The following is a 20,755-nucleotide window of genomic DNA, read 5'->3' on the forward strand; positions in this document are numbered from 1 at the left end:
AAGAAGTAATAAATAAATAGAATTTTCATACCAATTTTATTATTCCGAAAAACTTTTAAAGTGTTGATTATTAAAAAAATAAAGGGTAGAATTTGTTCATATCAATTGAATACAGCTAAGATTACGATCTTGTATATTATCAGTAATATGGTCTGATAGTCTCTACCTAGTAACCGTAAAAAACTAGACTACAAGAAAGTTTGGATATAAGCAGCAAAAAGAAGGGCGTATTCTCATGAGTACAGTCTTCTTTCAAAGCTCTTACTTTTCATACTTTCTGTTATTGTCAGAATTTATGAAAAGTAAGAGCTTTTTTTGTTTTTCAAATACACACCTGGGAGTGGCTTGCATGTACTTTTTATTAAATTTATTAGGCGTTTTTGTCGTAATGGGTGTCGTCTTTTTATGTTCTCCTAAAAAGAAAGAAATAAAGTGGCGTCCTATTGCTTCACTGCTAGTCGTTGAAGTCCTCATTACTTGGTTTATGTTAGGCACTTCAATCGGAACATGGATTATTAATAAGATTGCTTCGTTCTTTACTTGGCTAATTTCCTGTGCTAACGATGGAATTGCTTTTGCGTTCCCATCCGTGATGGGAAATGAAACGGTTGACTTTTTCTTCAGTGCATTACTGCCTATCATCTTTGTCGTGACATTTTTTGATATTTTATCTTACTTTGGTATTTTAACGTGGATTATTGATAAAGTAGGCTGGGTCATTTCGAAAGTTTCTCGTTTGCCTAAATTAGAAAGCTTTTTCGCTATTCAAATGATGTTTTTAGGAAATACGGAAGCATTAGCGGTTATTCGTAATCAGCTTTCTGTGTTAAAAGACAACCGTTTGCTTACGTTTGGAATTATGAGTATGAGCAGTATTAGCGGATCTATTATCGGTGCTTATTTAACGATGGTTCCCGCTACGTATGTGTTTACAGCAATTCCACTGAACTGTTTAAACGCGCTTATTTTAGTGAGCTTATTGAATCCAGTTCATGTTACAAAAGAAGAAGATATGATTTACGTACCGCCAAAGTCGGAGAAAAAAGACTTTTTCTCTACCATTTCAAACAGTATGTTAGTCGGAATGAACATGGTTATTGTTATTTTAGCGATGGTTATTGGATATGTAGCTCTTACATCTGCGCTTAACGGTATTTTAGGCGTTATCGTAGACGGCTTGACTGTACAAAAGATTTTCTCTTATATCTTTAGTCCATTCGCATTCTTACTAGGGCTAACGGGACATGATGCAATGTACGTAGCTCAGCTGATGGGTATCAAGCTAGCAACAAATGAATTCGTGGCAATGATGGATTTGAAGAAAAATCTAGATACACTTCCACCGCATACGATTGCAGTTGCTACAACATTCTTAACATCTTTTGCTAACTTCAGTACGGTGGGTATGATTTATGGGACGTATAATTCTACGTTATCAGAAGGTAAATCAACGATTATTGGAAAAAACGTATGGAAACTGCTTGTGAGCGGTATCGCTGTTTCGTTATTAAGTGCTATGATTGTTGGATTGTTTGTTTGGTAAAAAGTTAAAAAAAGCTGTGCTTTCTAAGACGAAAGCACAGCTTTTTTTCTTGTTGCATCACCTATTCATTTGCAGAAAAATGGTTATGAATATCCACAGTAAAAGAAAATCACACTATTCAAGAAAAATTCATTTTACTTTTGCAGAAAAACATTTTAAATCTAGTGAGCATTATGTTAAGATTACAAAAGGCTGTTTCATTTAAATTGAGAACACCGCATAAATATGTAAGTAAATATGCATAGAAAACAAAGGTTTATTAATTTTTTTCTAGGTAATATCTCGTAATAAATAGGTTGAAAGGAAATGTCGTTAATATGATAGAAGGACAACAGCAAACAAATGAATTAAAAAAGACGATGAAAAGCAGACATTTGTTTATGATTTCGCTCGGCGGGGTTATCGGTACAGGTTTCTTTTTAGGAACAGGATACACGATTAGCCAAGCAGGAGCGATTGGAGCTATCCTTTCGTTTATCGTAGGTGGCTTCATTATGTATTTAACAATGCTTTGCTTAGGGGAACTTGCAGTAGCAATGCCAGTTTCCGGTTCGTTTCAGACATATACAACAAAATTTATTGGCCCTGGTGTTGGTTTCGCTTTTGGATGGTTATATTGGTTGGGGTGGGCTGTAACGGTTGCATTAGAATTTTTGTCAGCAGGTCAGCTTATGCAAAGATGGTTTCCTGATTCTCCTGTATGGATCTGGTGTGCTATATTTGCCCTTTTATTATTCTCATTAAATGCACTGTCAGCTAAAGCGTTTGGTGAAGCGGAGTTTTGGTTTGCCAGCATTAAAGTGTTAGCTATTATTTTATTTATCGTGCTTGGTGGAGCTGCTATGTTTGGTTTTCTTCCATTAAGTAATGGAGACAGCGCACCGCTTTTCTCTAACTATACGGCTCACGGTGTGTTTCCTCACGGAATTAGTGCCGTGTTGATTACCATGATTACAGTTAACTTTTCATTCCAAGGCACGGAGCTTATTGGTGTAGCGGCTGGGGAAAGTGAAAACCCAGACAAGACTGTACCAAGAGCAATTAAACAAACGGTATGGAGAACGCTTGTATTTTTTGTACTAGCTGTAGCTGTCTTAGCGGGTATGATTCCGCTTGAAAAAGCAGGCGTAGTTGAGAGTCCATTTGTTGTTGTATTTGACCAAATTGGTATTCCATATGCAGCAGATATTATGAACTTTGTTATCCTAACGGCACTGTTATCTGTAGCTAACTCAGGTCTTTATGCAGCAACGCGTATGCTGTATTCATTGTCAAAAGATAACATGGCAAGTTCGGCTTTCATGAAAGTAAATAAACGCGGTGTGCCGATGAATGCTCTGCTTTTAACATTAGGCATTGCGCTTTTATCTTTACTTTCAGGATTCTTTGCTCAAGAAACAGTATTTGTATGGCTCATTTCTGCAGCGGGTTTAGGTGCACAAATCGGCTGGATTACGATTGCTGCATCACTGCTTGCATTTAGAAAAAGATATATAAATCAAGGAGGGCAAATCGAGGATTTAAAATTTAAAGTCCCTCTTTACCCGGTATTACCTTTAATCGCATTAGTATTAAATACAATTGTATTGGGAAGCATGGCATTTGATGCAGAACAGCGAATGGCACTGTATGTCGGTATTCCACTAGCGCTGCTGTTTTATGCTTATTATCACGCACGTGTAAAAAAGAAAGTTGATTTATCTATCAGCCGTCAAGAAGTGCAGCTTAAAGACGACAAAAACGTAATTTTATAAAAAAAGACGCAAAAGCCCAGGCTTTTGCGTCTTTTTTTATTGTTTATTTGTCAACTTAAAATAAAATTAAGTTGACAAATAAAAAGGAATTATTGCAAACTTAAAGCAGCGAAAAGAGAAAGGAGGGTGAATATGAAACCGAAAACAATGGCGTATGTTTCCTTATTTGCAGCTTTAACGGCGATTGGTGCATTTATAAAAATTCCTATTCCCTACATACCGTTTACTCTTCAAATTGTTCCTGTTTATTTAGCCGGTGCGCTGTTAGGTCCGCGTTTAGGTTTGTATAGTCAGCTATGCTACATAGGTATTGGGTTAATCGGTGTTCCGGTTTTTGCAGAAGGAGGAGGTTTAGGGTATATTTTCAAACCAACGTTTGGCTATTTAATTGGCTATGCTATGGGTGCATTTATGAACGGCTACCTTATTCAAAAATATGACTTAAAGAAACCTTTTTCTATCTTTTCAGCTAATTTATCTACGTTAGCTATTGTGTACGCAGTCGGCTGCTTTTGGCTTTACGGAGCAATGAAATGGATAATTGAAAAGCCTCTTTCACTGAGCGATACACTTCTTTTTGGAGCTGTTCTGCCAATGCCTGGAGATCTTTTGTTGTGTATTTTATGTTCAGTGCTGATTCACCGAATGCAGCCTCGATTTAGTCGTTTGTCATCAAAGCGGGTTAAAGCGGGGTAACTAAGACATAGAAAAAAAGGAGAGAAAAGAAAATGGGCAAAGCGTATTTTATTACGGGAACTGGAACAGATATTGGAAAAACCCTGGTTACAAGTATTTTGTATAAAGTACTTGGTCGTCTAGGAATAAAAACGACAATTTGCAAACCATTTCAAACCGGCTACCAAGACAAAATTGGAGGTTATCCGGATATTCACTGGTTTGAAACAAGGCTCGGAGTAGCAGATACGGGTATTTATCAGTTAAAGCCGGAGACGTCTCCTCATTTGGCTATTGCACTGAGCAGCAAGCAAGTAGAGCCTTCAATCGTCTTAAAACGCATTAATGAATTAAAAAAGAAATTTGATGTAGTGCTCGTAGAAGGAGCGGGAGGTCTTGCCGTACCTTTAATTGAGAAGGAAACAACGTTCTATATGACAAAAGATTTGATCATAGATGCACAGATGCGGGTTATTGCTGTTGGAACAACAGGGTTAGGAGCTATTCACGATGCGCTTTCTACCTTTTCATATGCAAGTGAGCATCACCTTAAAATCAACGGACTCATTTTTAATCGTTTTAATCACAGCAGTATCATTCATAACGATAATATTCGAACGATTGAAAAGCTGCTTCAAATATCATCTTTAATGACCGTTCCAGTATTCACACATATCGATGAAGAGTTAGATGCATATATTGAGAAAATGATGAGGCAAAAAAGTGTTATTCAACATATTCAGGAGGTGTTTGACTGTGCCGTATCAAAAAGCTGAGCTGGAGAAATGGGATAAAGAATATGTATGGCATCCCTTTACGCAAATGAAAGCTTACCGTCAATCCAACCCTCTTATTATTGAAAGAGGAGAAGGAAGCTATTTATATGATGTAGAGGGAAACAAATATTTAGATGGATACGCTTCTCTATGGGTGAACGTGCATGGACATAATGATCCGGAATTAAATACAGCTTTACATATACAAGTGGAAAAATTAGCGCATTCTACGCTGCTTGGATCCGCAAACGTTCCATCTATTTTGTTAGCCAAAAAGCTAGCGGAAATTACCCCTGGCAGCTTATCGAAAGTCTTCTACTCTGATACAGGCTCCGCCGCTGTCGAAATTGCGTTGAAAATTGCCTATCAATATTGGCAAAATCTCGACTCTGTAAAGTACAAAAACAAAAATAAATTTATCTCATTGAATGAGGCATATCATGGAGATACAATTGGGGCAGTCAGTGTGGGAGGCATGGATTTATTTCATCGCATCTTTAAGCCTTTGCTGTTTGAACGAATTCCCGCACCTTCTCCTTATACTTACCGTATGGACGGGGTAGAAACGGAAGAGCAAGCTTCAGCTTACTGTATTCAACAGCTAGAGAAGCTCTTGCAGAACAAAGGAGAAGAAGTAGCCGGTTTGATTATTGAACCGCTTGTTCAAGGAGCCGCGGGTATTATTACACATCCTCCAGGTTTTTTAAAACAAGTAGAGCGTCTGTGCAAAGCGTACGGGGTATTGCTGATTTGTGATGAAGTAGCCGTTGGATTTGGACGAACCGGAACGCTGTTTGCATGTGAACAAGAAGATGTTGTACCGGATATTATGTGTGTAGGAAAAGGGATAACAGGAGGGTATATGCCGCTTGCGGCTACGTTAACAAGCGAACAGATATTTAATGCTTTTTTAGCTCATCCAGATGAAAATAAAACGTTCTTTCATGGACATACGTATACCGGAAATCAATTAGCCTGTACAGTAGCGCTTAGAAATATTGAACTGATAGAAGAAAGGGAGTTAATCCGTAGTATAAAAGAAAAGGAAAAAGTTTTTAAACGTTATCTATTAAAGCTTTATGAACTGCCCAACGTGGGAGACATTAGACAAAGAGGATTAATGGCAGGAATCGAAGTTGTGAAAGACCGCCAAACAAAGTCTATTTTTGAAGATAAAAAAGTGATGGGAGACATCATTTTAGCGGCTCGTCAAAAAGGTTTAATTATTAGAGAGCTAGGTCCTGTGATTACGATGATGCCTATTCTTTCAATGACAGACGAAGAATTAAAAACAATGGTTGAAATTGTATATGAATCAATTAAAGAAGTAATTGCACGTCATACAGTGAGTTAAATAAAAAGAGGATAGGACAAAAGTTTTTTATTTAGTTTAAAAAAGATCCGAACGATTCATCGTTCGGATCTTTTTATGGTTATGGGAACGTGAATTTCTCCTTTTTTTTATCAATAAATATTTTTAATGCTTGATAGGCGAAGTGATCGTACATGCTGATTTTCATCTTTTAATAGAAGCGTTTGTTCGAGTAAGTTTAAGTTTTGAATATAACCTTTTACCGTTTGAACAAAACCGTTGTTTTGATAGTTAATAGTTAATAATTTATTTGTTTTTAATGCTTTTAAAATCATACCTATTTTCTCCCTTCTTATATCGTAGCTGCCGAAAAACTACAAAATAATGAAGAAGCAATTGGAGGCTTGTATTATTTATAAAAATTACTCTGTTTTTTATAAATGCTCTCCTGCTACTAATAGTAGAGGGTGATGGTGAAAAACAGATGAAAGATAAAGGGTAAGGTTTGATTTATTGTAATGAACTGACTTTTCCTTTACAAATACCTATTTCAAATTTCTTTTTAGTGATAAAATACTGTTAGTGAAATAACTACTTCTCTTCATTAAAGGGTAAGAACGGGTTATATTGATAGAGTTTTAGTTCTCTATTTCTAGTAATGAAATAAGAGATAGAGAAATAGACTAATAAAAATCAATCAAGGAGTTTTTTTATGGATCAGAGTTTTATTTTAAATCTTTTAGAAATTTTACTGATTAACATTGTACTGAGTGGCGATAACGCAGTCGTGATTGCTTTAGCTTGTCGGAATCTTCCGGACCAGCATCGAAACAAAGCGGTTGTTTTCGGTACATTAGGAGCGGTTGTATTACGTGTAGGGCTAACGTTTGTCGCTGTATATTTATTAACAATCCCATTTTTAAATTTCATCGGAGGCCTGCTTCTTCTATGGATTGCGATTAGTCTTTTAAAAGGTGAAGATGACGGAGATATTAAAGCGAATTCAACTCTAGCAGGTGCTATTAAAACAATTATTATAGCGGATCTTGTTATGAGTTTAGATAACGTAGTAGCGGTTGCGGGTGCGGCTAACGGCAATATTCTACTCATTATCCTTGGTCTTGTTATCAGCATTCCGTTAATCATTTGGGGAAGTCAGCTTTTAATGAAAATTATGGAAAAATTCCCGATTATCATCATTGCCGGAGCAGCGCTTCTTGGCTATACTGCTGGTGAAATGATCTTTAAAGACAAAGCGGTGGGACATGTATTAGAAGGATTAAATCCGTATTTGCATACGATTGTTCCTATTTTGTTAGCTATTTTAGTTGTTGTTGTTGGGAAACTTAGCGGACGTTCTAAAAAAGAAACGCATTAATAATAAAAAAAGACCCCTGTGAGGGGGTCTTTTTTTATTATTTAGCTAATGGAGGTGCGGAATTAACATCTTGTACTGTTTCTACAGGAGGATGAAATTCATTTTCCATTTTCGATACAACTACAGTTGCTACACCATTTCCAATTAAGTTCGTAATAGCACGAGCTTCCGACATGAAGCGGTCTACCCCGATTAACAGCGCGATTCCTTCAACTGGAATCATTGGGAATGCAGCAAGCGTAGCGGCTAGTGTAATAAATCCAGAGCCAGTAACTCCGGCAGCTCCTTTAGACGTTAACATTAAAATACCAAGCAGCGTAATCTCTTGCATTAACGACAGGTCGACTCCATACGCTTGAGCGATAAAGATAGCAGCCATGGATAAGTAGATGGCTGTTCCATCTAGGTTAAATGAGTAACCAGTCGGAATGACAAGTCCTACCACCGATTTTGAACATCCGTACTTCTCCATTTTGTCCATCATTTTTGGCAGTGCAGATTCCGAAGAAGACGTACCTAATACAAGTAGAATTTCTTCTTTAATAAAAGCAATGAATTTAAAAATATTAAATCCATAAATCTTAGCAATGGTTCCAAGTACAAATACAATAAATAAGAACATAGTAATGTAAACAGATCCCATTAAGAAACCGAGTTTTTGAAGAGAGCCTATTCCAAAGTTACCGATCGTATAAGCCATCGCTCCAAACGCCGCAATAGGTGAAAGTTTCATAATCATATTAACAATGCCAAAGAAAATATCTGTACAGCGTTCAAAGAATGTAATGACAGGAGCCGCTTTTTCGCCGAGTGTAGCTGTAGCCATTCCAAATAGTACGGCAAAGAATAAGATTGGCAATAATTCACCATTTGCCATTGCGCCAAATACGCTGTCTGGAATAATTCCCATGATAAACTCCATAAAGCCATGCTCTGCTTCAGCTGCTTGCTGCGTATATTGAGTAACATCAGCTCCGTTTGCGCCATTGATATTAAAGCCAGCCCCAGGTTTAATAAAGTTTACAACGATAATTCCAATTGCTAAGGCAAAAGTAGTGACAATCTCAAAGTATAAAAGAGCTTTACCTCCAATTCGTCCCACTTTCTTTAAGTCTCCCATGCTTCCGATACCGATGACCACTGTTAAGAAAATAATTGGGGCAATCACCATCTTAATTAGTTTAATGAAGATATCAGCCAATACTTTTAATTTAGCTCCAAATTCAGGAAACATGAAGCCAATTGCAATACCAAGAAGGATACCGATAACAACTTGAACAGTTAGATTTTTAAAACTTAATTTCATACGTAATGCTCCTTTCGAGAATATTTTTGTTAACGCTTACATTATTCTTATCCTTATATTAACTGATAATTTTAACTATTTATATTTCTGGTGATAATGTTCTTTTTGGTCATTTTGGTCAAAAAAAGTGATGAACATATAGTCATCACTTTTTGCTTTCGATATTTTTTATTTGCTGAATGATATCAAGCGTTTGTTTTGTTGCATTGTTTTCAAACGATTGATAAAGAGAGTTAAACTGTTTTTTCCATTCGGCTTTTTGTAAATCATTTAAGTAATAAACGCGCATGCCAGATTTATTTTTTATTTGCTGCAGCTGTTCATCGTTCATCATTTTTGATTGAGTCCAAATCCAGTTAGTTGTTTCTACCATTGCATCACTTAATAGTTGTTTTACATCTTCAGGGAGGTTGTCCCAATACTTTTCATCCATTAAAACAGCATAGCCCAAGTATCCATGGTTGCTGATGGTCATATATTTTTGCAGCTCGTACAAACGTTTTGAATAAATATTAGAAATGGTATTTTCCTGTCCATCAAATTCCTGTCGTTCGAGGGATTGATATACTTTATTAAACGAGACAGCCTGAGGCTTGGCGCCAAGAAGTTCGAATTGTTTTTTGATTACTTCACTTGGCATAATGCGAAACGTTTGACCTTGAAAATCTGCTGGATGGAGCAAAGGTTTCGTATTGCTAGTCATTTGTTTAAAGCCGTTGCTCCATAACGCAAGCCCTTTAATGTTTTTCTCTTGCAGCGTACTCAACAAATCCTGTCCGATTTTACCGGTAAACACTTGTTTTGCCTCGCTGTAATCATCGAAAATGAAGGGAAGATCAAAAAGTTGCCACGTAGGGGAGAGGTCGCTTAGCTTTGAAATGGAAGGTGCAATCATTTGTACATCATTTCGGCGAAGGGCGGCAAGTTCTTCGTCGTCTGAATACAATACACCGTTTGAATATACTTCAATTTTAACTTTGCCATCCGATTTTTGATTAACGATTTCAGCAAATTTTTGAGCGGCTAAGCCTTTTGGAGTGTTTTCGGCTACAACGTGGCTAAAATTAATCACAATTTGCTTATTTAATCCTTTTTGCTCATCGTCATGATACACATTATCTTGATTTATAACCGTATACTGCAAAAAAACATAGATCATCAAGAAAACGCTGACAATGATACTTGCCCCTATAAACATCTTCAAAATGTCCAACCCCGCGATTCAATAATTTTTCTCTACAAATATTCTAACACGCAATTTCTCAACGTGGTAAAATTAAAATAAACTTCAATCAGCAGTAGGTGTTCCGCTATGACGCGCTTATCCATGCAAACGAAAATGACGGGGTTAATCTTTTTTATCGTGGTCTTTTCGTTGTTTTTAGCAAGTATCGTGGTGATTAATAATTTTGTACAGTCAAAAGAAAACGATTTAGAGCAAAGGGCTTTAATCACTTCGAGAACAGTTGCTGAAATGCCTGAAATTCGAGAAAAAATTGAAAAAGATAGCAAGAACATTAATCAAATTGTAGAGCCGATTCGCATTATTCACGGTGCTTATTATGTAGTGGTTATGAATATGAATCATGAACGTTTGTCTCACCCTTTGCAAAGCATGATTGGAAAAATCTCTAAAGGAGATGATGAGGGACAGGCGTTTGCAGAACATACCTATACCGATAAAGCAAAAGGAGAAGGCGGAATGGTCATTCGCTCTTTTGTGCCCGTTGTGAACGATCAGCATGAACAAGTAGGCGTAGTCGTCTCAGGCTATCTTCTTCCGAAATTTACAGAGGTCATTTTAAGTTTAAAAAAAGAAATTTTTCTTATCTCAGGTCTTGCTCTTTTTTTTGGAGGATGGGGAGCGTGGGCGCTTGCATCTCGTATCAAAAAAGAGATGTTTGAGCTTGAACCTCATGAAATTGCTCGTTTGTTCGTAGAACGAACGGAGACCTTTAATGCCATGCATGAAGGAGTCATTGCCATTGATAAAGAGGAGAACATCACTATTTTTAATCATAAAGCGAAAATTATGATGGATGTACCCGATGAGGTAATTGGAAAAAAGATCTATGATGTGATTCCAGATACAAGACTTCCAGAAATTCTGCAGCTTAATCAGCCTGTTTATAATCGAGAGCTTCAAGTTCGGAATTTGAATATTTTAAGCAATCGTGTGCCGATTAAGGTTAATAATCACACAGTCGGTGCGGTCGCTATTTTTCAAGACCGAACGGAAGTTAAAAAATTAGCTGAAGAGTTAACAGGAGTTAAATCATTTGTAAGCGCTCTTAGAGTTCAAAACCATGAATACATGAATAAACTTCATACGATTGCAGGGCTTATCCAACTTGGAAATAAAGACAAGGCTCTTCAGTATGTTTTTCAAGTGTCTGAACAGCAAGAAGAGCTCACCCAGTTTCTTCATAAGCATATTAAAGATGAAAGTATATCGGGATTGCTGTTGAGCAAAGTCAGCCGTGCCAAAGAACTTGGAATTGAGTTAGCTATCGATCGCCACAGTGAGCTTCACTCATTTCCTCCTTACCTAGATCATCATGATTTTGTGATTATTATTGGTAACTTAATTGAGAACGCTTTTGATTCATATCAACATTTGGAGCGTCGTGAACGGAAGATCTATATAAGTATGGAACAAAATGACGGGATTCTTTCTATATTAGTTGAAGATAACGGGTGTGGCATGAATGAGGATCAAGTAGAGAGAATCTTTGATGAAGGTTTTTCAACCAAGGCAAAGGAAAATAGAGGAATTGGTTTGCATTTAGTGAAACAAATTGTTGAAAAAGGAAACGGTCAGATCGAAGTAGAGTCAGAAGTAGATGTTGGAACGACTTTCATCATTACATTCTTTTTATAGGGGGAGTGGGAAATGAATAAAAAAGAATGGACGGTGCTTCTCATAGAAGACGATCCTATGGTACAAGAAGTGAATCGCCAATTTATTGAACAAGTTGAAGGGTTCATCGTTATCGCTGCAGCTTCGAATGGTTTAGAGGGTATGCAGCTCATTAAACAGCATCAGCCTGATTTAACGATTATTGATATGTACATGCCTAGTCAAGATGGCTTAACTACCTTACAGCAAATTCGAGCAAATGGCTATAAAACAGACGTGATAGCAGTTACGGCTGCAAGTGATATTGAAACCGTACGGAAAGTTCTTCAATACGGGGCGGTGGATTATATTATGAAACCGTTCAAGTTTGAACGAATGAAGCAAGCGCTTGAGCAGTATCGTTCGTTTCAAGTTAAAATAAGTCAAAAAGAACATATTACTCAGTCTGAATTAGATTCTATGCTGTTTCAGCAATTCGAAGAAAAAGCCGATTTGCTTCCAAAAGGGCTAAATGCGGTTACGCTAAGGAGGATACAACAATATCTTTCCGAACAAAATCATCCAATTTCCGCTGAAGAAGTAGCGGACGGCGTAGGAATTGCGCGTGTGACGGCAAGAAGATATTTAGAGTTTTTAGAACAGGAAAACGAGCTGAAATTATCAGTTGAATACGGCAGAGTGGGGAGACCTATTAATCGCTATATGTTAAAAATAAATTAAATGATACAGAACAGCTTTTATTTGGAAAAGCTGTTTTTTTGCGTTAGAAAGTATATCTTTTTCTCTCCTAGAACAAATTAAGGTATACAGTTTTCGCTATCCAAAGAATATTTCGTGCGGTCATTAATTCATAAAATGTCCCTGAAAAAGGATTAATGGCGGAAAAATTGGGGAATATGCACTTTGACATTTAATTTTAGCACAGGAAGGTTTTGAAACATGGACATATTTTTAGCCGTCTTACCAGCCATATTTTGGGGAAGCATTGTGCTTTTCAATGTGAAACTAGGCGGAGGACCTTATAGTCAAACGCTTGGAACTACATTGGGAGCTTTGATTTTCTCCATAGGTATTTATATTTTTGTACACCCTACGCTTACACCTTTAATCTTTGGCGTTGGAGTTGTATCGGGGCTATTTTGGGCAGTTGGACAAAGTAATCAGCTGAAAAGTATTGATTTAATTGGAGTTTCTAAAACGATGCCTATTTCAACTGGGCTTCAATTAGTTTCCACTTCATTATTTGGAGTAATTGTGTTTCACGAGTGGTCTACAAAAACTTCAATCATTCTTGGTGTGCTCGCTCTTATCTTTATTATTGTAGGGATTGTTTTAGCATCACTTCAAAGCAAAGAAGAGAAAGAGGCTGAAGAAGGAAAAGGAAACTTCAAAAAAGGAATTCTTATTTTATTAATTTCAACCGTTGGTTATTTAGTTTATGTTGTAGTAGCCCGTCTATTTAATGTAGACGGATGGTCGGCTTTATTACCTCAAGCGATTGGTATGGTTATTGGAGGAGTATTGCTGACGTTTAAGCATAAGCCATTTAATAAATATGCAATTCGCAACATTATCCCAGGTCTTATTTGGGCCGCTGGTAATATGTTTTTATTCATCTCACAACCTAAAGTAGGCGTAGCGACAAGCTTTTCGCTTTCCCAAATGGGAATCGTCATTTCAACATTAGGCGGGATCATTATTTTAGGTGAGAAGAAAACGAAGCGTCAGCTAGTTGGGATTATTATTGGAATTATACTGATCATCATAGCAGGAGTCATGTTAGGGCTCGCCAAAAGCTAACTAGGAGGGTATTAACAATGTATAAAGATTTAGAAGGAAAAGTAGTTGTCATAACAGGTTCATCTACCGGTTTGGGAAAATCAATGGCGATTCGTTTTGCGACAGAAAAAGCCAAGGTAGTTGTGAATTATCGTTCGAAAGAAGAAGAAGCTAACAGCGTTTTAGAAGAAATTAAAAAAGTCGGCGGAGAGGCAATTGCCGTTAAAGGTGACGTAACAGTTGAGTCTGACGTGATCAATCTAGTTCAATCTGCTATTAAAGAATTTGGAAAGTTAGATGTTATGATTAATAACGCAGGAATGGAAAATCCGGTTTCATCTCATGAAATGTCTTTAAGCGATTGGAATAAAGTCATTGATACGAACTTAACGGGAGCATTTTTAGGCAGCCGTGAAGCGATTAAATATTTTGTGGAAAATGATATTAAGGGAACAGTTATTAACATGTCGAGTGTTCACGAGAAAATTCCTTGGCCGTTATTTGTTCATTACGCAGCAAGTAAAGGCGGAATGAAGCTCATGACTGAAACACTTGCATTAGAATACGCTCCAAAAGGTATTCGTGTAAATAACATTGGACCGGGAGCGATTAATACACCGATTAACGCTGAAAAATTTGCTGATCCTGAGCAGCGTGCAGATGTAGAAAGCATGATTCCAATGGGATACATCGGAGAGCCGGAAGAAATTGCAGCGGTTGCTGCATGGTTAGCTTCTTCAGAGGCAAGTTATGTAACAGGGATTACGCTCTTTGCTGACGGCGGTATGACACAGTACCCATCATTCCAAGCAGGACGCGGATGAGAAAAAACGCACTCTATGATAGAGTGCGTTTTTTAGTTTTCCTGAGCTTTTTTTTGGTTCTTAGGAGCTGACTGGTGTTGAATTCGTAAAAAAAGCAAAATCAAAACGGTGCAGCCAGTGATGCTGTACATCCCAAGAACAAGCGGCTGCTGTGTATCTGTTCCAGAAGTAATGCCGTGATACAGTGCAAGCAAATAGCCTGGAAAAGCAAGAAAATGAATAGCTTTCCATGTTTTTCTCCCCAGCTGTTTTATAAAATCGGATGTGATGATCAGTACGAATAAAATGTAGAGTGAAATAGTACCAAGACCTGTGCTAATTGGTTTGTAATCGGAAGTGAACGGAATTAAAATGTCAGAAAGTGAAAAATGAATAGATTGATCAAATGATAAAACAAGTCCGTGAATCATACCAAATAATAACCCGAACCACCCTGATGATTGATGAACCAGCAAAAGCTGTTTTTTTCGTTTTGGTTTAAAAAATGAAAAGCTGTGAGAAATGCCAGCGGCAACCGATACAAACATGAGTAAATAAGAAGTTAAGCCGGCTGCCCGAATGGTATTCCAAACGGGAAAGTAGGCACTAAATTGCGCGAGGAGAGTAGCCATAATGGTATACCTGACCTTTCACATTTTTTTCGATTAACACTTCGCCTTCTTTTGTAACCGCAATGACCTCTAAAGAAGGGTGATGCATTTTAGCTAATCTTAATCCGGCGTCCCATCCGAGAATAAGCATGCATTTTGCATAGACTTCAGAAACGGTCAAGTCTTCTGAAACAACCGTTGCTTGCAGAAGCTCTGATGAACTAGGCTTGCTGATTCTGCCATCAATAATATGATGGTGAGTGTGTCCGTTTACTTTCCACAAACGCTTGCCCACACTGCTTGTGGCAATGCCGCTGTTGCTCTTTACTTTAATACTCATGAGATTTTTTGATAAATCAAATGGATGAGAGAGCGCAATAGACCAGTGCTTGCTAGCAGGCCCCCATGTTACAATATCACCGCCTCCATCGATTGCCCCAAGTGAAGTTCCTTTTTTCTTTAATTGATTCGCCATTTGCTGAATGCTCCAACCTTTTGCGATTCCGCCTAAATCCAGGCCGACATTAGAAGCAAGGTGAATACTTCTCATTCCTTTATGAATCATAAGAGGGTTAACAGCATCAAAAGCTGCTACTTCTTGAGGAAGCTGATTGTTAGGCAGTTGTTCAAAACTTTGGTCATATCCTAGAGTTTGAATAGAATGATACAGAAATGGGTTGAAAATTCCGTTTGTCTCATTGTAATAGTAAGAGGCTGTTTTTACAGCTTCATACAACATTTTTGACGGTAAAAATAATCTTCCGTTCAGCGAATTAAGCTGTGAAAGTTCGCTTGTTGGAAGAAAGCGGCTTAGGGTTTCTTCTACAAGATAACACCAGCTCTCCACTTTTTGGCTGACATGTGTTTCAAGCTGATATACGTTAAATTCGGTATTCATTGCTTTAAATGAGTAGCTCATTACATCACATCCTTAAGAAGGTCTTGATTGCATAGAAAAATCATCGTTATTGCCCCAATTATCCTGACTATTTCCGGAATAATCATCAGACCACTGATCTTGCTGATTACTTGAATCATCGTCTGACCACTGATCTTGCTGATTACTTGAATCATCGTCTGACCACTGATCACTTTGCTCACTAGAACTGTCATTTGACCATTGATCTTGCCCGTTAGTTCCATTGTCCGTATTGGAGTCAGATCCTGAATCTGGAAATAGGTCCGTCTCATCTTCCGTTTGAGTTTGAGATGAATTATCAGCTGATGCATCGTTATTTAGTGCTGTAGTTGTTGAATTTGTTTGATCATATTTTTGAGAAAGTCCTATAAAAGTGGTAAATGCAGCAACGCTCGATAAACCAACCATCCATTTTGTCCATTTATTAGCTGCCATTGATATGCTCCTTTTATCTTTCATATTTTGCAACTGAACACTGAAGAAAAACTGCAGTGGAAGGTAACATACAACGTTCAATTGTTATAGTTCAATATAGACAGAGAAAATGAAAAAATAGTGAAATAGATGTAGGTCGGATTATTTTTGTGGGGGAATTCAGTGAATTATTAGATTAAAAAAGGGTTGTTCTTTTTAGAACAACCCTTTTTTAATCACCGATAAATCTTACTAATTGACACGTAATAAACCGTTAACTGTACAAGAGAAAGAAGCAAAAGAACGGCAATGGGATAGAAGCTAAAAGAATTAGGTAACAGCGGATAAAAAGCTATTAATATAGCACCTATAGGAATAGAAAATAGGAGGAAAACAAAGGCTTTTTTACAAGCTTCTGCTGTTATCATCTTTTCACGTTCATCTTCTTCTGCAAATTCAAACGGAAATAATAAAGGCGAAACGTTCTTCGTCTTTTTACGGGCGCGGTAGTAAAAAAATGAGACAATTAAAAGAACAATTAAAGAAGCAAAAGAGCCTATAGACATAGTAATTTCCCACGGAGGTTCAGGGTCGGTCATAACTTCACTAAATTGAATATTTAGGCTTAAAAAATCATATAAAAACCAACCTACGCACAACAGGGACACTACATTCAACAAATAAGATTTAATAACATTACTCAACATTTTTCTCCTCCTTTTGAAGTGTAAAAACATCTTCCATTTTTAATTGAAAGACATCACAAATTGTTAAACCAAGTAGTAGGGAAGGAACGTAATTTCCCTTTTCAATAGCTGCAATGGTTTGGCGAGTGGCTCCAACTTTTTCAGCTAAATCTCCTTGCGTATATCCATGTTTAGCTCTAAGCTCTTTTACGTGATTAATAAGAGTCAATATGATCACCCGCTGACTTTTTAATAAATTTGTTAAGTTGATTTAACATTATGTAAAGTTAATTTAACATAAATTGGATGATTTTTCAATAACTAATGGATAAAAAATACAAAAAAGATCCTGGAAGAATTCTCCAGGACCTTTTTTGTTAATAAATTTCTTTAATGCCAGACAAACGAATGGAAAAAATGTTTTGTTTTTCATCTCTTAGGGAGAGGGTTTGGTCGGTTAGGTTTAAATTTTGGATTTTTCCTTTGAAGGTTTGAAGCAGGCCATTTTCGTAATAATTCACGGTTACATGTTTGTTTTTCTTTAACGCTTTTAAAATCATTTATTCATCTCCTTTCATGTGTGCATCTGTTATGAAAAGAAAGCTGTGGTTTAAGCATAAGAATTTGAAGAATGCTCAAGGCAGAATTATTATTATACAGCAAGATGAGAATAGTTTGTAGATAAATTGTGAAAAAATGCACAAGTTTGCAGTACGGGTGTTGCAACAGAATACAGTATATGAGGGGATAAGGGGTTTTATGATAAAAAAGGTGATTTTAGTTTATTTATTTATGGGTATTAGGTAAACTAGTAGATGAATTTAAAGAATCTATCTATAGTTGTGAAGGCTAGGATTTCATTTAATTTTCATTTTCTATGAGTATAATGATAAAGGTTTTCTATATGTTCTTTGTGAATCTACTCATAAACTAATCGAGAAAGGAAAATCAAAATGAAGCGAATCGTTTCTAAGCCGCTGCACTATTTCATATTAGCCGCTGTTTTAATGTGGATAAAGTCGTATGTGGCTTATAAAACTGAATTTAATTTAGGCGTAAGCGGCGTAATGCAGCAAATGCTGCTGTTCATAAACCCTGTGAGTTCAGTGCTGATTTTTTTAGGAATCGGCTTATTTTTAAAAGGAAAGAAAGCAGGAGCTTGGATTCTTGCAGGCAGTTTCATTATGACGCTGCTGTTATACAGCAACGTTCTCTATTATCGTTTTTTTAACGATTTTGTAACGCTTCCTACACTGTTGCAGACAAGTAATGCTGGAAGTATGGGCGGAAGCATTATGGATTTATTAAAAGCACATGATGTTTTTTATTTTGTTGATTTTATTATTTATTTTTTCCTCTTTTTTAGTAAAAAAATTGACTGGCATAATGAAAAAGTATCGGTTAAGAATGCTGTAACTATTCTTTCTTTAGGATTCATGGTTTTTTCTGTCAATTTAACATTAGCAGAAATTGATCGCCCGCAGCTTCTATCTCGAACTTTTGACCGCAATTATCTAGTAAAGTATTTAGGTGCCTATAATTATACGATGTATGACGGTGTTCAGACTGCTCAAAACTCTAAACAGCGAGCTTTTGCAAGCAGCAATGATTTAACAAACGTCGTTAATTTTAAAAACAGTCACTATGCGGAGCCTAATTCCGTTTATTTTGGAAAAGCTAAAGGGAAAAATATTATTAAAATTCATTTGGAATCATTTCAGTCTTTTTTAATTGATTACAAATTAAATGGCCAGGAAGTGACACCTTTCTTAAATTCATTGGCCCATGGAAATGACTTTACGTATTTTGATAACTTCTTTCATCAAACAGGACAAGGAAAAACATCAGATGCTGAGCTGATGATGGACAACTCTCTATACGGCCTTCCTCAAGGTTCTGCCTTTGTACTGAAAGGAAGCAATACGTATCAGGCAGCACCAGCTATTTTAGATCAAAAAGCTGGCTATACGAGCGCTGTGCTTCACGGAGACTATAAGACGTTTTGGAACCGTAACGAAATTTACAAGCAGTTCGGTGTGGATAAGTTCTTTGATGCAAGTTATTACAATATGACGGGTGAAAATAAAATTAATTATGGCTTAAAAGACAAACCGTTCTTTAAAGAGTCTGTTCCAATGCTGCAGTCTTTACCACAGCCGTTCTATGCGCATTTAATTACGTTAACAAATCATTTTCCATTTTTACTTGGAAACAATGAGGCAAGCATCCAGCCGGCTAACACGGGCGATGCAACAGTTGACCGTTATTTCCAAACGGCTCGTTATTTAGACGAATCATTGCAATCTTTCTTCCAAGAACTGAAAGCTTCTGGGCTTTATGATAATTCTGTGATTATGATTTATGGAGATCACTACGGTATTTCTGAAAATCATAATGCGGCAATGGAAAAAGTAATAGGAAAAGAAATTACGCCTTATGAAAATGCTCAGCTGCAGCGTGTACCTCTATTTATTCACGTTCCTGGAGTGAAAGGCGGAGTTAATCATACGTACGGTGGAGAAATTGACGTTGTGCCAACTCTTCTTCATTTAGTAGGAATTGACAGCAAAGAATTTATCCAATTTGGTACAGATTTATTTTCTAAAAATCATGATGATGTAGTGGCATTCCGTAATGGCAACTACGTATCTCCGAAGTATACATTAGTGGATGGAACGTATTATGATTCTAAGACGGGCCAAGCGCTTAACGAAAATAATCAAATGAAAGCTTATAAACAGAAGGTAGCGAAAGAACTGGAGTTATCTGATCAGGTTCTTTATGGAGACTTACTTCGTTTCCACAAGCTGAAGGATTTCCAAACAGTCGACCCTTCCAAATATATGTACGGGAAAGAAGAAACAGAAACACCAGCTAAATAAAGCTAAAATCAAAAGAACATGATGACTTCTGCAAAGCAGAATGAACATCATGTTCTTTTTTACTGTAAACTATTCATCAATAAATTTCTTTAATTCCCGATAAGCGAATAGAGAAAGTATTTTGCTGTTCATCTTTTAATGAAAGCGTTTGGTCTGTTAAATCTAGGCGCTGTACTTTTCCTTTAAACGTTTGAAGCAAACCGTTTTTATAATAGTTAATTGTAACGGCCCCGTTTTTTCTTAATGCTTTTAAAATCATTTTCAAAACTCCTTCCATATTTAAAATGTGTATGATTAACGAGCTGTAACATTCATTTTCATTTGCATATTTTTATTATACACAAAAATAGAAAGCGTTTTCACTTAAAGTTTGAACACTTTGTGAAAACTTTAACAGAGAATGTGACAAATACATACAGAAACTGATTTATTTGTCGTATTCATCATAAAACACATTTATGAAAGGAGTGTTAAGAACGTGTTAAAACTTTATGGATGGAAGAATATTATAAAATATTGTTTGAAATGTCGTAGTGAATCCATTCATCGTTCGTTACATTTCCGCCCATTTTTCTGTAAAGCGTTTGGGCTCTTGTATTATCACGAGCCGTTTCCCAAGACATAGTTGCATACTGCTGTTCTTTTGTATACTGGTGACTAGTAGAAAATAATTTTTCGCCAATTTTTTGTCCTCTTGCTTTTTCTATAACGTACAAGTCATTTAAAATCGCTACAGGCTTTACACGCGTGGTGCTAAATGTAAAATAAAGCGTTGAAAAACCTACTGCCTCGTCATTTTGAGTCGCGATAAACTGAACGCCAGCATCCGGATGGTGAAACAAGTGATTAATCAAATTTCTCAGCTGCTTTTTGGTAGGCTGAGGGCGCTTGTAAAAATCAACAATGTATTCGTTCATTAATGAAATAAGTGCTTCCATGTCAGCAGCATTAGCTTGACGAATTGTAATAGTAGTCATTAAATCTTCTCCTTTTTAATCAGATGATCTACACTTATAGTAAAAGAAATGCATCTCCTCTAAAAGAGCCAGATTTGAAA

The 20,755-nt window shown here is 36.7% G+C and carries 22 protein-coding genes and 1 riboswitch; of the genes, 11 read left to right on the plus strand and 11 right to left on the minus strand.

The features are described 5' to 3' along the window. Positions 1-109 precede the first annotated feature (109 nt). Positions 110-211: riboswitch (purine riboswitch) on the plus strand. A gap of 138 nt (positions 212-349) precedes the next feature. The 5 genes from AC1D0Y_RS06635 (at position 350) to bioA (ending at position 6,102) form a co-directional block, all read left to right on the plus strand. Then, positions 350-1,543 (plus strand): NupC/NupG family nucleoside CNT transporter, encoded by a 1,194-nt coding sequence (locus tag AC1D0Y_RS06635; RefSeq protein ID WP_013055534.1) that lies wholly within the window; start codon positions 350-352, stop codon positions 1,541-1,543. A gap of 317 nt (positions 1,544-1,860) precedes the next feature. Next, positions 1,861-3,297: an amino acid permease gene (locus tag AC1D0Y_RS06640; protein WP_060744864.1), complete on the plus strand. Its 1,437-nt coding sequence runs from the start codon at positions 1,861-1,863 to the stop codon at positions 3,295-3,297. Between the two features lie 132 nt (positions 3,298-3,429). After that, entirely contained in the window at positions 3,430-3,993 is a 564-nt protein-coding gene (locus AC1D0Y_RS06645; protein ID WP_060744865.1) for a biotin transporter BioY, read from the plus strand. 32 nt (positions 3,994-4,025) lie between these two features. Further along, the gene (gene bioD, locus AC1D0Y_RS06650; RefSeq protein ID WP_060744866.1) at positions 4,026-4,748 is read left to right on the plus strand and encodes a dethiobiotin synthase; all 723 of its coding nucleotides are present in this window, start codon (positions 4,026-4,028) and stop codon (positions 4,746-4,748) included. Further along, complete coding sequence (bioA, locus tag AC1D0Y_RS06655; protein WP_060744867.1) at positions 4,729-6,102, plus strand: adenosylmethionine--8-amino-7-oxononanoate transaminase; 1,374 nt, start codon at positions 4,729-4,731, stop codon at positions 6,100-6,102. Before bioD ends, bioA begins: the two co-directional genes overlap by 20 nt. Positions 6,103-6,212: 110 nt before the next feature. Here the strand turns inward: bioA and AC1D0Y_RS06660 are convergent, their stop codons facing one another. Continuing rightward, positions 6,213-6,395, minus strand: a complete 183-nt coding sequence (locus AC1D0Y_RS06660; RefSeq protein ID WP_013081858.1) for a YolD-like family protein — start codon at positions 6,393-6,395, stop codon at positions 6,213-6,215. A 377-nt stretch (positions 6,396-6,772) separates the two neighbouring features. On the opposite strand from AC1D0Y_RS06660, the gene AC1D0Y_RS06665 reads away from it, so the two are divergent. Then, on the plus strand, positions 6,773-7,438 hold the full coding sequence (locus tag AC1D0Y_RS06665) for a TerC family protein (RefSeq protein ID WP_050689286.1): 666 nt from the start codon (positions 6,773-6,775) through the stop codon (positions 7,436-7,438). Between the two features lie 37 nt (positions 7,439-7,475). Here the strand turns inward: AC1D0Y_RS06665 and AC1D0Y_RS06670 are convergent, their stop codons facing one another. Beyond that, complete coding sequence (locus AC1D0Y_RS06670; RefSeq protein WP_028407566.1) at positions 7,476-8,744, minus strand: dicarboxylate/amino acid:cation symporter; 1,269 nt, start codon at positions 8,742-8,744, stop codon at positions 7,476-7,478. Between the two features lie 145 nt (positions 8,745-8,889). Continuing rightward, complete coding sequence (locus tag AC1D0Y_RS06675) at positions 8,890-9,948, minus strand: DctP family TRAP transporter solute-binding subunit (protein WP_028407567.1); 1,059 nt, start codon at positions 9,946-9,948, stop codon at positions 8,890-8,892. A gap of 108 nt (positions 9,949-10,056) precedes the next feature. Between AC1D0Y_RS06675 and AC1D0Y_RS06680 the strand changes: the two genes are divergently transcribed. The 4 genes from AC1D0Y_RS06680 to gdh all read left to right on the plus strand — a co-directional run bounded on the left by AC1D0Y_RS06680 (position 10,057) and on the right by gdh (position 14,207). Continuing rightward, complete coding sequence (locus AC1D0Y_RS06680; RefSeq protein WP_060744869.1) at positions 10,057-11,625, plus strand: ATP-binding protein; 1,569 nt, start codon at positions 10,057-10,059, stop codon at positions 11,623-11,625. A 12-nt stretch (positions 11,626-11,637) separates the two neighbouring features. After that, on the plus strand, positions 11,638-12,324 hold the full coding sequence (locus tag AC1D0Y_RS06685; protein WP_028407569.1) for a response regulator: 687 nt from the start codon (positions 11,638-11,640) through the stop codon (positions 12,322-12,324). A gap of 219 nt (positions 12,325-12,543) precedes the next feature. Then, positions 12,544-13,404 (plus strand): RhaT/GlcU family sugar-proton symporter, encoded by an 861-nt coding sequence (locus AC1D0Y_RS06690; RefSeq protein ID WP_060744870.1) that lies wholly within the window; start codon positions 12,544-12,546, stop codon positions 13,402-13,404. A 17-nt stretch (positions 13,405-13,421) separates the two neighbouring features. Next, on the plus strand, positions 13,422-14,207 hold the full coding sequence (gene gdh, locus AC1D0Y_RS06695) for a glucose 1-dehydrogenase (RefSeq protein WP_043980290.1): 786 nt from the start codon (positions 13,422-13,424) through the stop codon (positions 14,205-14,207). A gap of 32 nt (positions 14,208-14,239) precedes the next feature. Here the strand turns inward: gdh and AC1D0Y_RS06700 are convergent, their stop codons facing one another. The 6 genes from AC1D0Y_RS06700 to AC1D0Y_RS06725 form a co-directional block, all read right to left on the minus strand. Then, on the minus strand, positions 14,240-14,818 hold the full coding sequence (locus AC1D0Y_RS06700; protein WP_060744872.1) for a ferric reductase-like transmembrane domain-containing protein: 579 nt from the start codon (positions 14,816-14,818) through the stop codon (positions 14,240-14,242). After that, entirely contained in the window at positions 14,793-15,716 is a 924-nt protein-coding gene (locus AC1D0Y_RS06705) for an FAD:protein FMN transferase (RefSeq protein WP_060744873.1), read from the minus strand. Before AC1D0Y_RS06705 ends, AC1D0Y_RS06700 begins: the two co-directional genes overlap by 26 nt. 12 nt (positions 15,717-15,728) lie before the next feature. Further along, positions 15,729-16,151 (minus strand): hypothetical protein, encoded by a 423-nt coding sequence (locus AC1D0Y_RS06710; RefSeq protein WP_477707389.1) that lies wholly within the window; start codon positions 16,149-16,151, stop codon positions 15,729-15,731. A gap of 215 nt (positions 16,152-16,366) precedes the next feature. Beyond that, positions 16,367-16,837, minus strand: coding sequence for a DUF2178 domain-containing protein (locus AC1D0Y_RS06715; RefSeq protein ID WP_013081869.1), 471 nt, complete (start codon positions 16,835-16,837; stop codon positions 16,367-16,369). After that, positions 16,827-17,045 (minus strand): helix-turn-helix transcriptional regulator, encoded by a 219-nt coding sequence (locus AC1D0Y_RS06720; RefSeq protein ID WP_013081870.1) that lies wholly within the window; start codon positions 17,043-17,045, stop codon positions 16,827-16,829. Before AC1D0Y_RS06720 ends, AC1D0Y_RS06715 begins: the two co-directional genes overlap by 11 nt. Before the next feature lie 148 nt (positions 17,046-17,193). Next, positions 17,194-17,376, minus strand: a complete 183-nt coding sequence (locus AC1D0Y_RS06725) for a YolD-like family protein (RefSeq protein WP_013081871.1) — start codon at positions 17,374-17,376, stop codon at positions 17,194-17,196. A 393-nt stretch (positions 17,377-17,769) separates the two neighbouring features. Here AC1D0Y_RS06725 and ltaS point away from each other — a divergent pair, with 393 nt between their 5' ends. After that, positions 17,770-19,698 carry a lipoteichoic acid synthase gene (gene ltaS, locus AC1D0Y_RS06730; protein ID WP_477707390.1) on the plus strand — a complete coding sequence of 643 codons (1,929 nt, stop codon included), beginning with the start codon at positions 17,770-17,772 and terminating at the stop codon, positions 19,696-19,698. Positions 19,699-19,774: 76 nt separating this feature from the next. Here the strand turns inward: ltaS and AC1D0Y_RS06735 are convergent, their stop codons facing one another. Both AC1D0Y_RS06735 and AC1D0Y_RS06740 read right to left on the minus strand, forming a co-directional pair. Next, positions 19,775-19,975, minus strand: a complete 201-nt coding sequence (locus AC1D0Y_RS06735; protein WP_074893948.1) for a YolD-like family protein — start codon at positions 19,973-19,975, stop codon at positions 19,775-19,777. A 229-nt stretch (positions 19,976-20,204) separates the two neighbouring features. Beyond that, entirely contained in the window at positions 20,205-20,675 is a 471-nt protein-coding gene (locus tag AC1D0Y_RS06740) for a GNAT family N-acetyltransferase (protein WP_060744876.1), read from the minus strand. Between the last annotated feature and the right edge of the window lie 80 nt (positions 20,676-20,755).

Source organism: Priestia sp. P1_B12_1, from assembly GCF_056406695.1.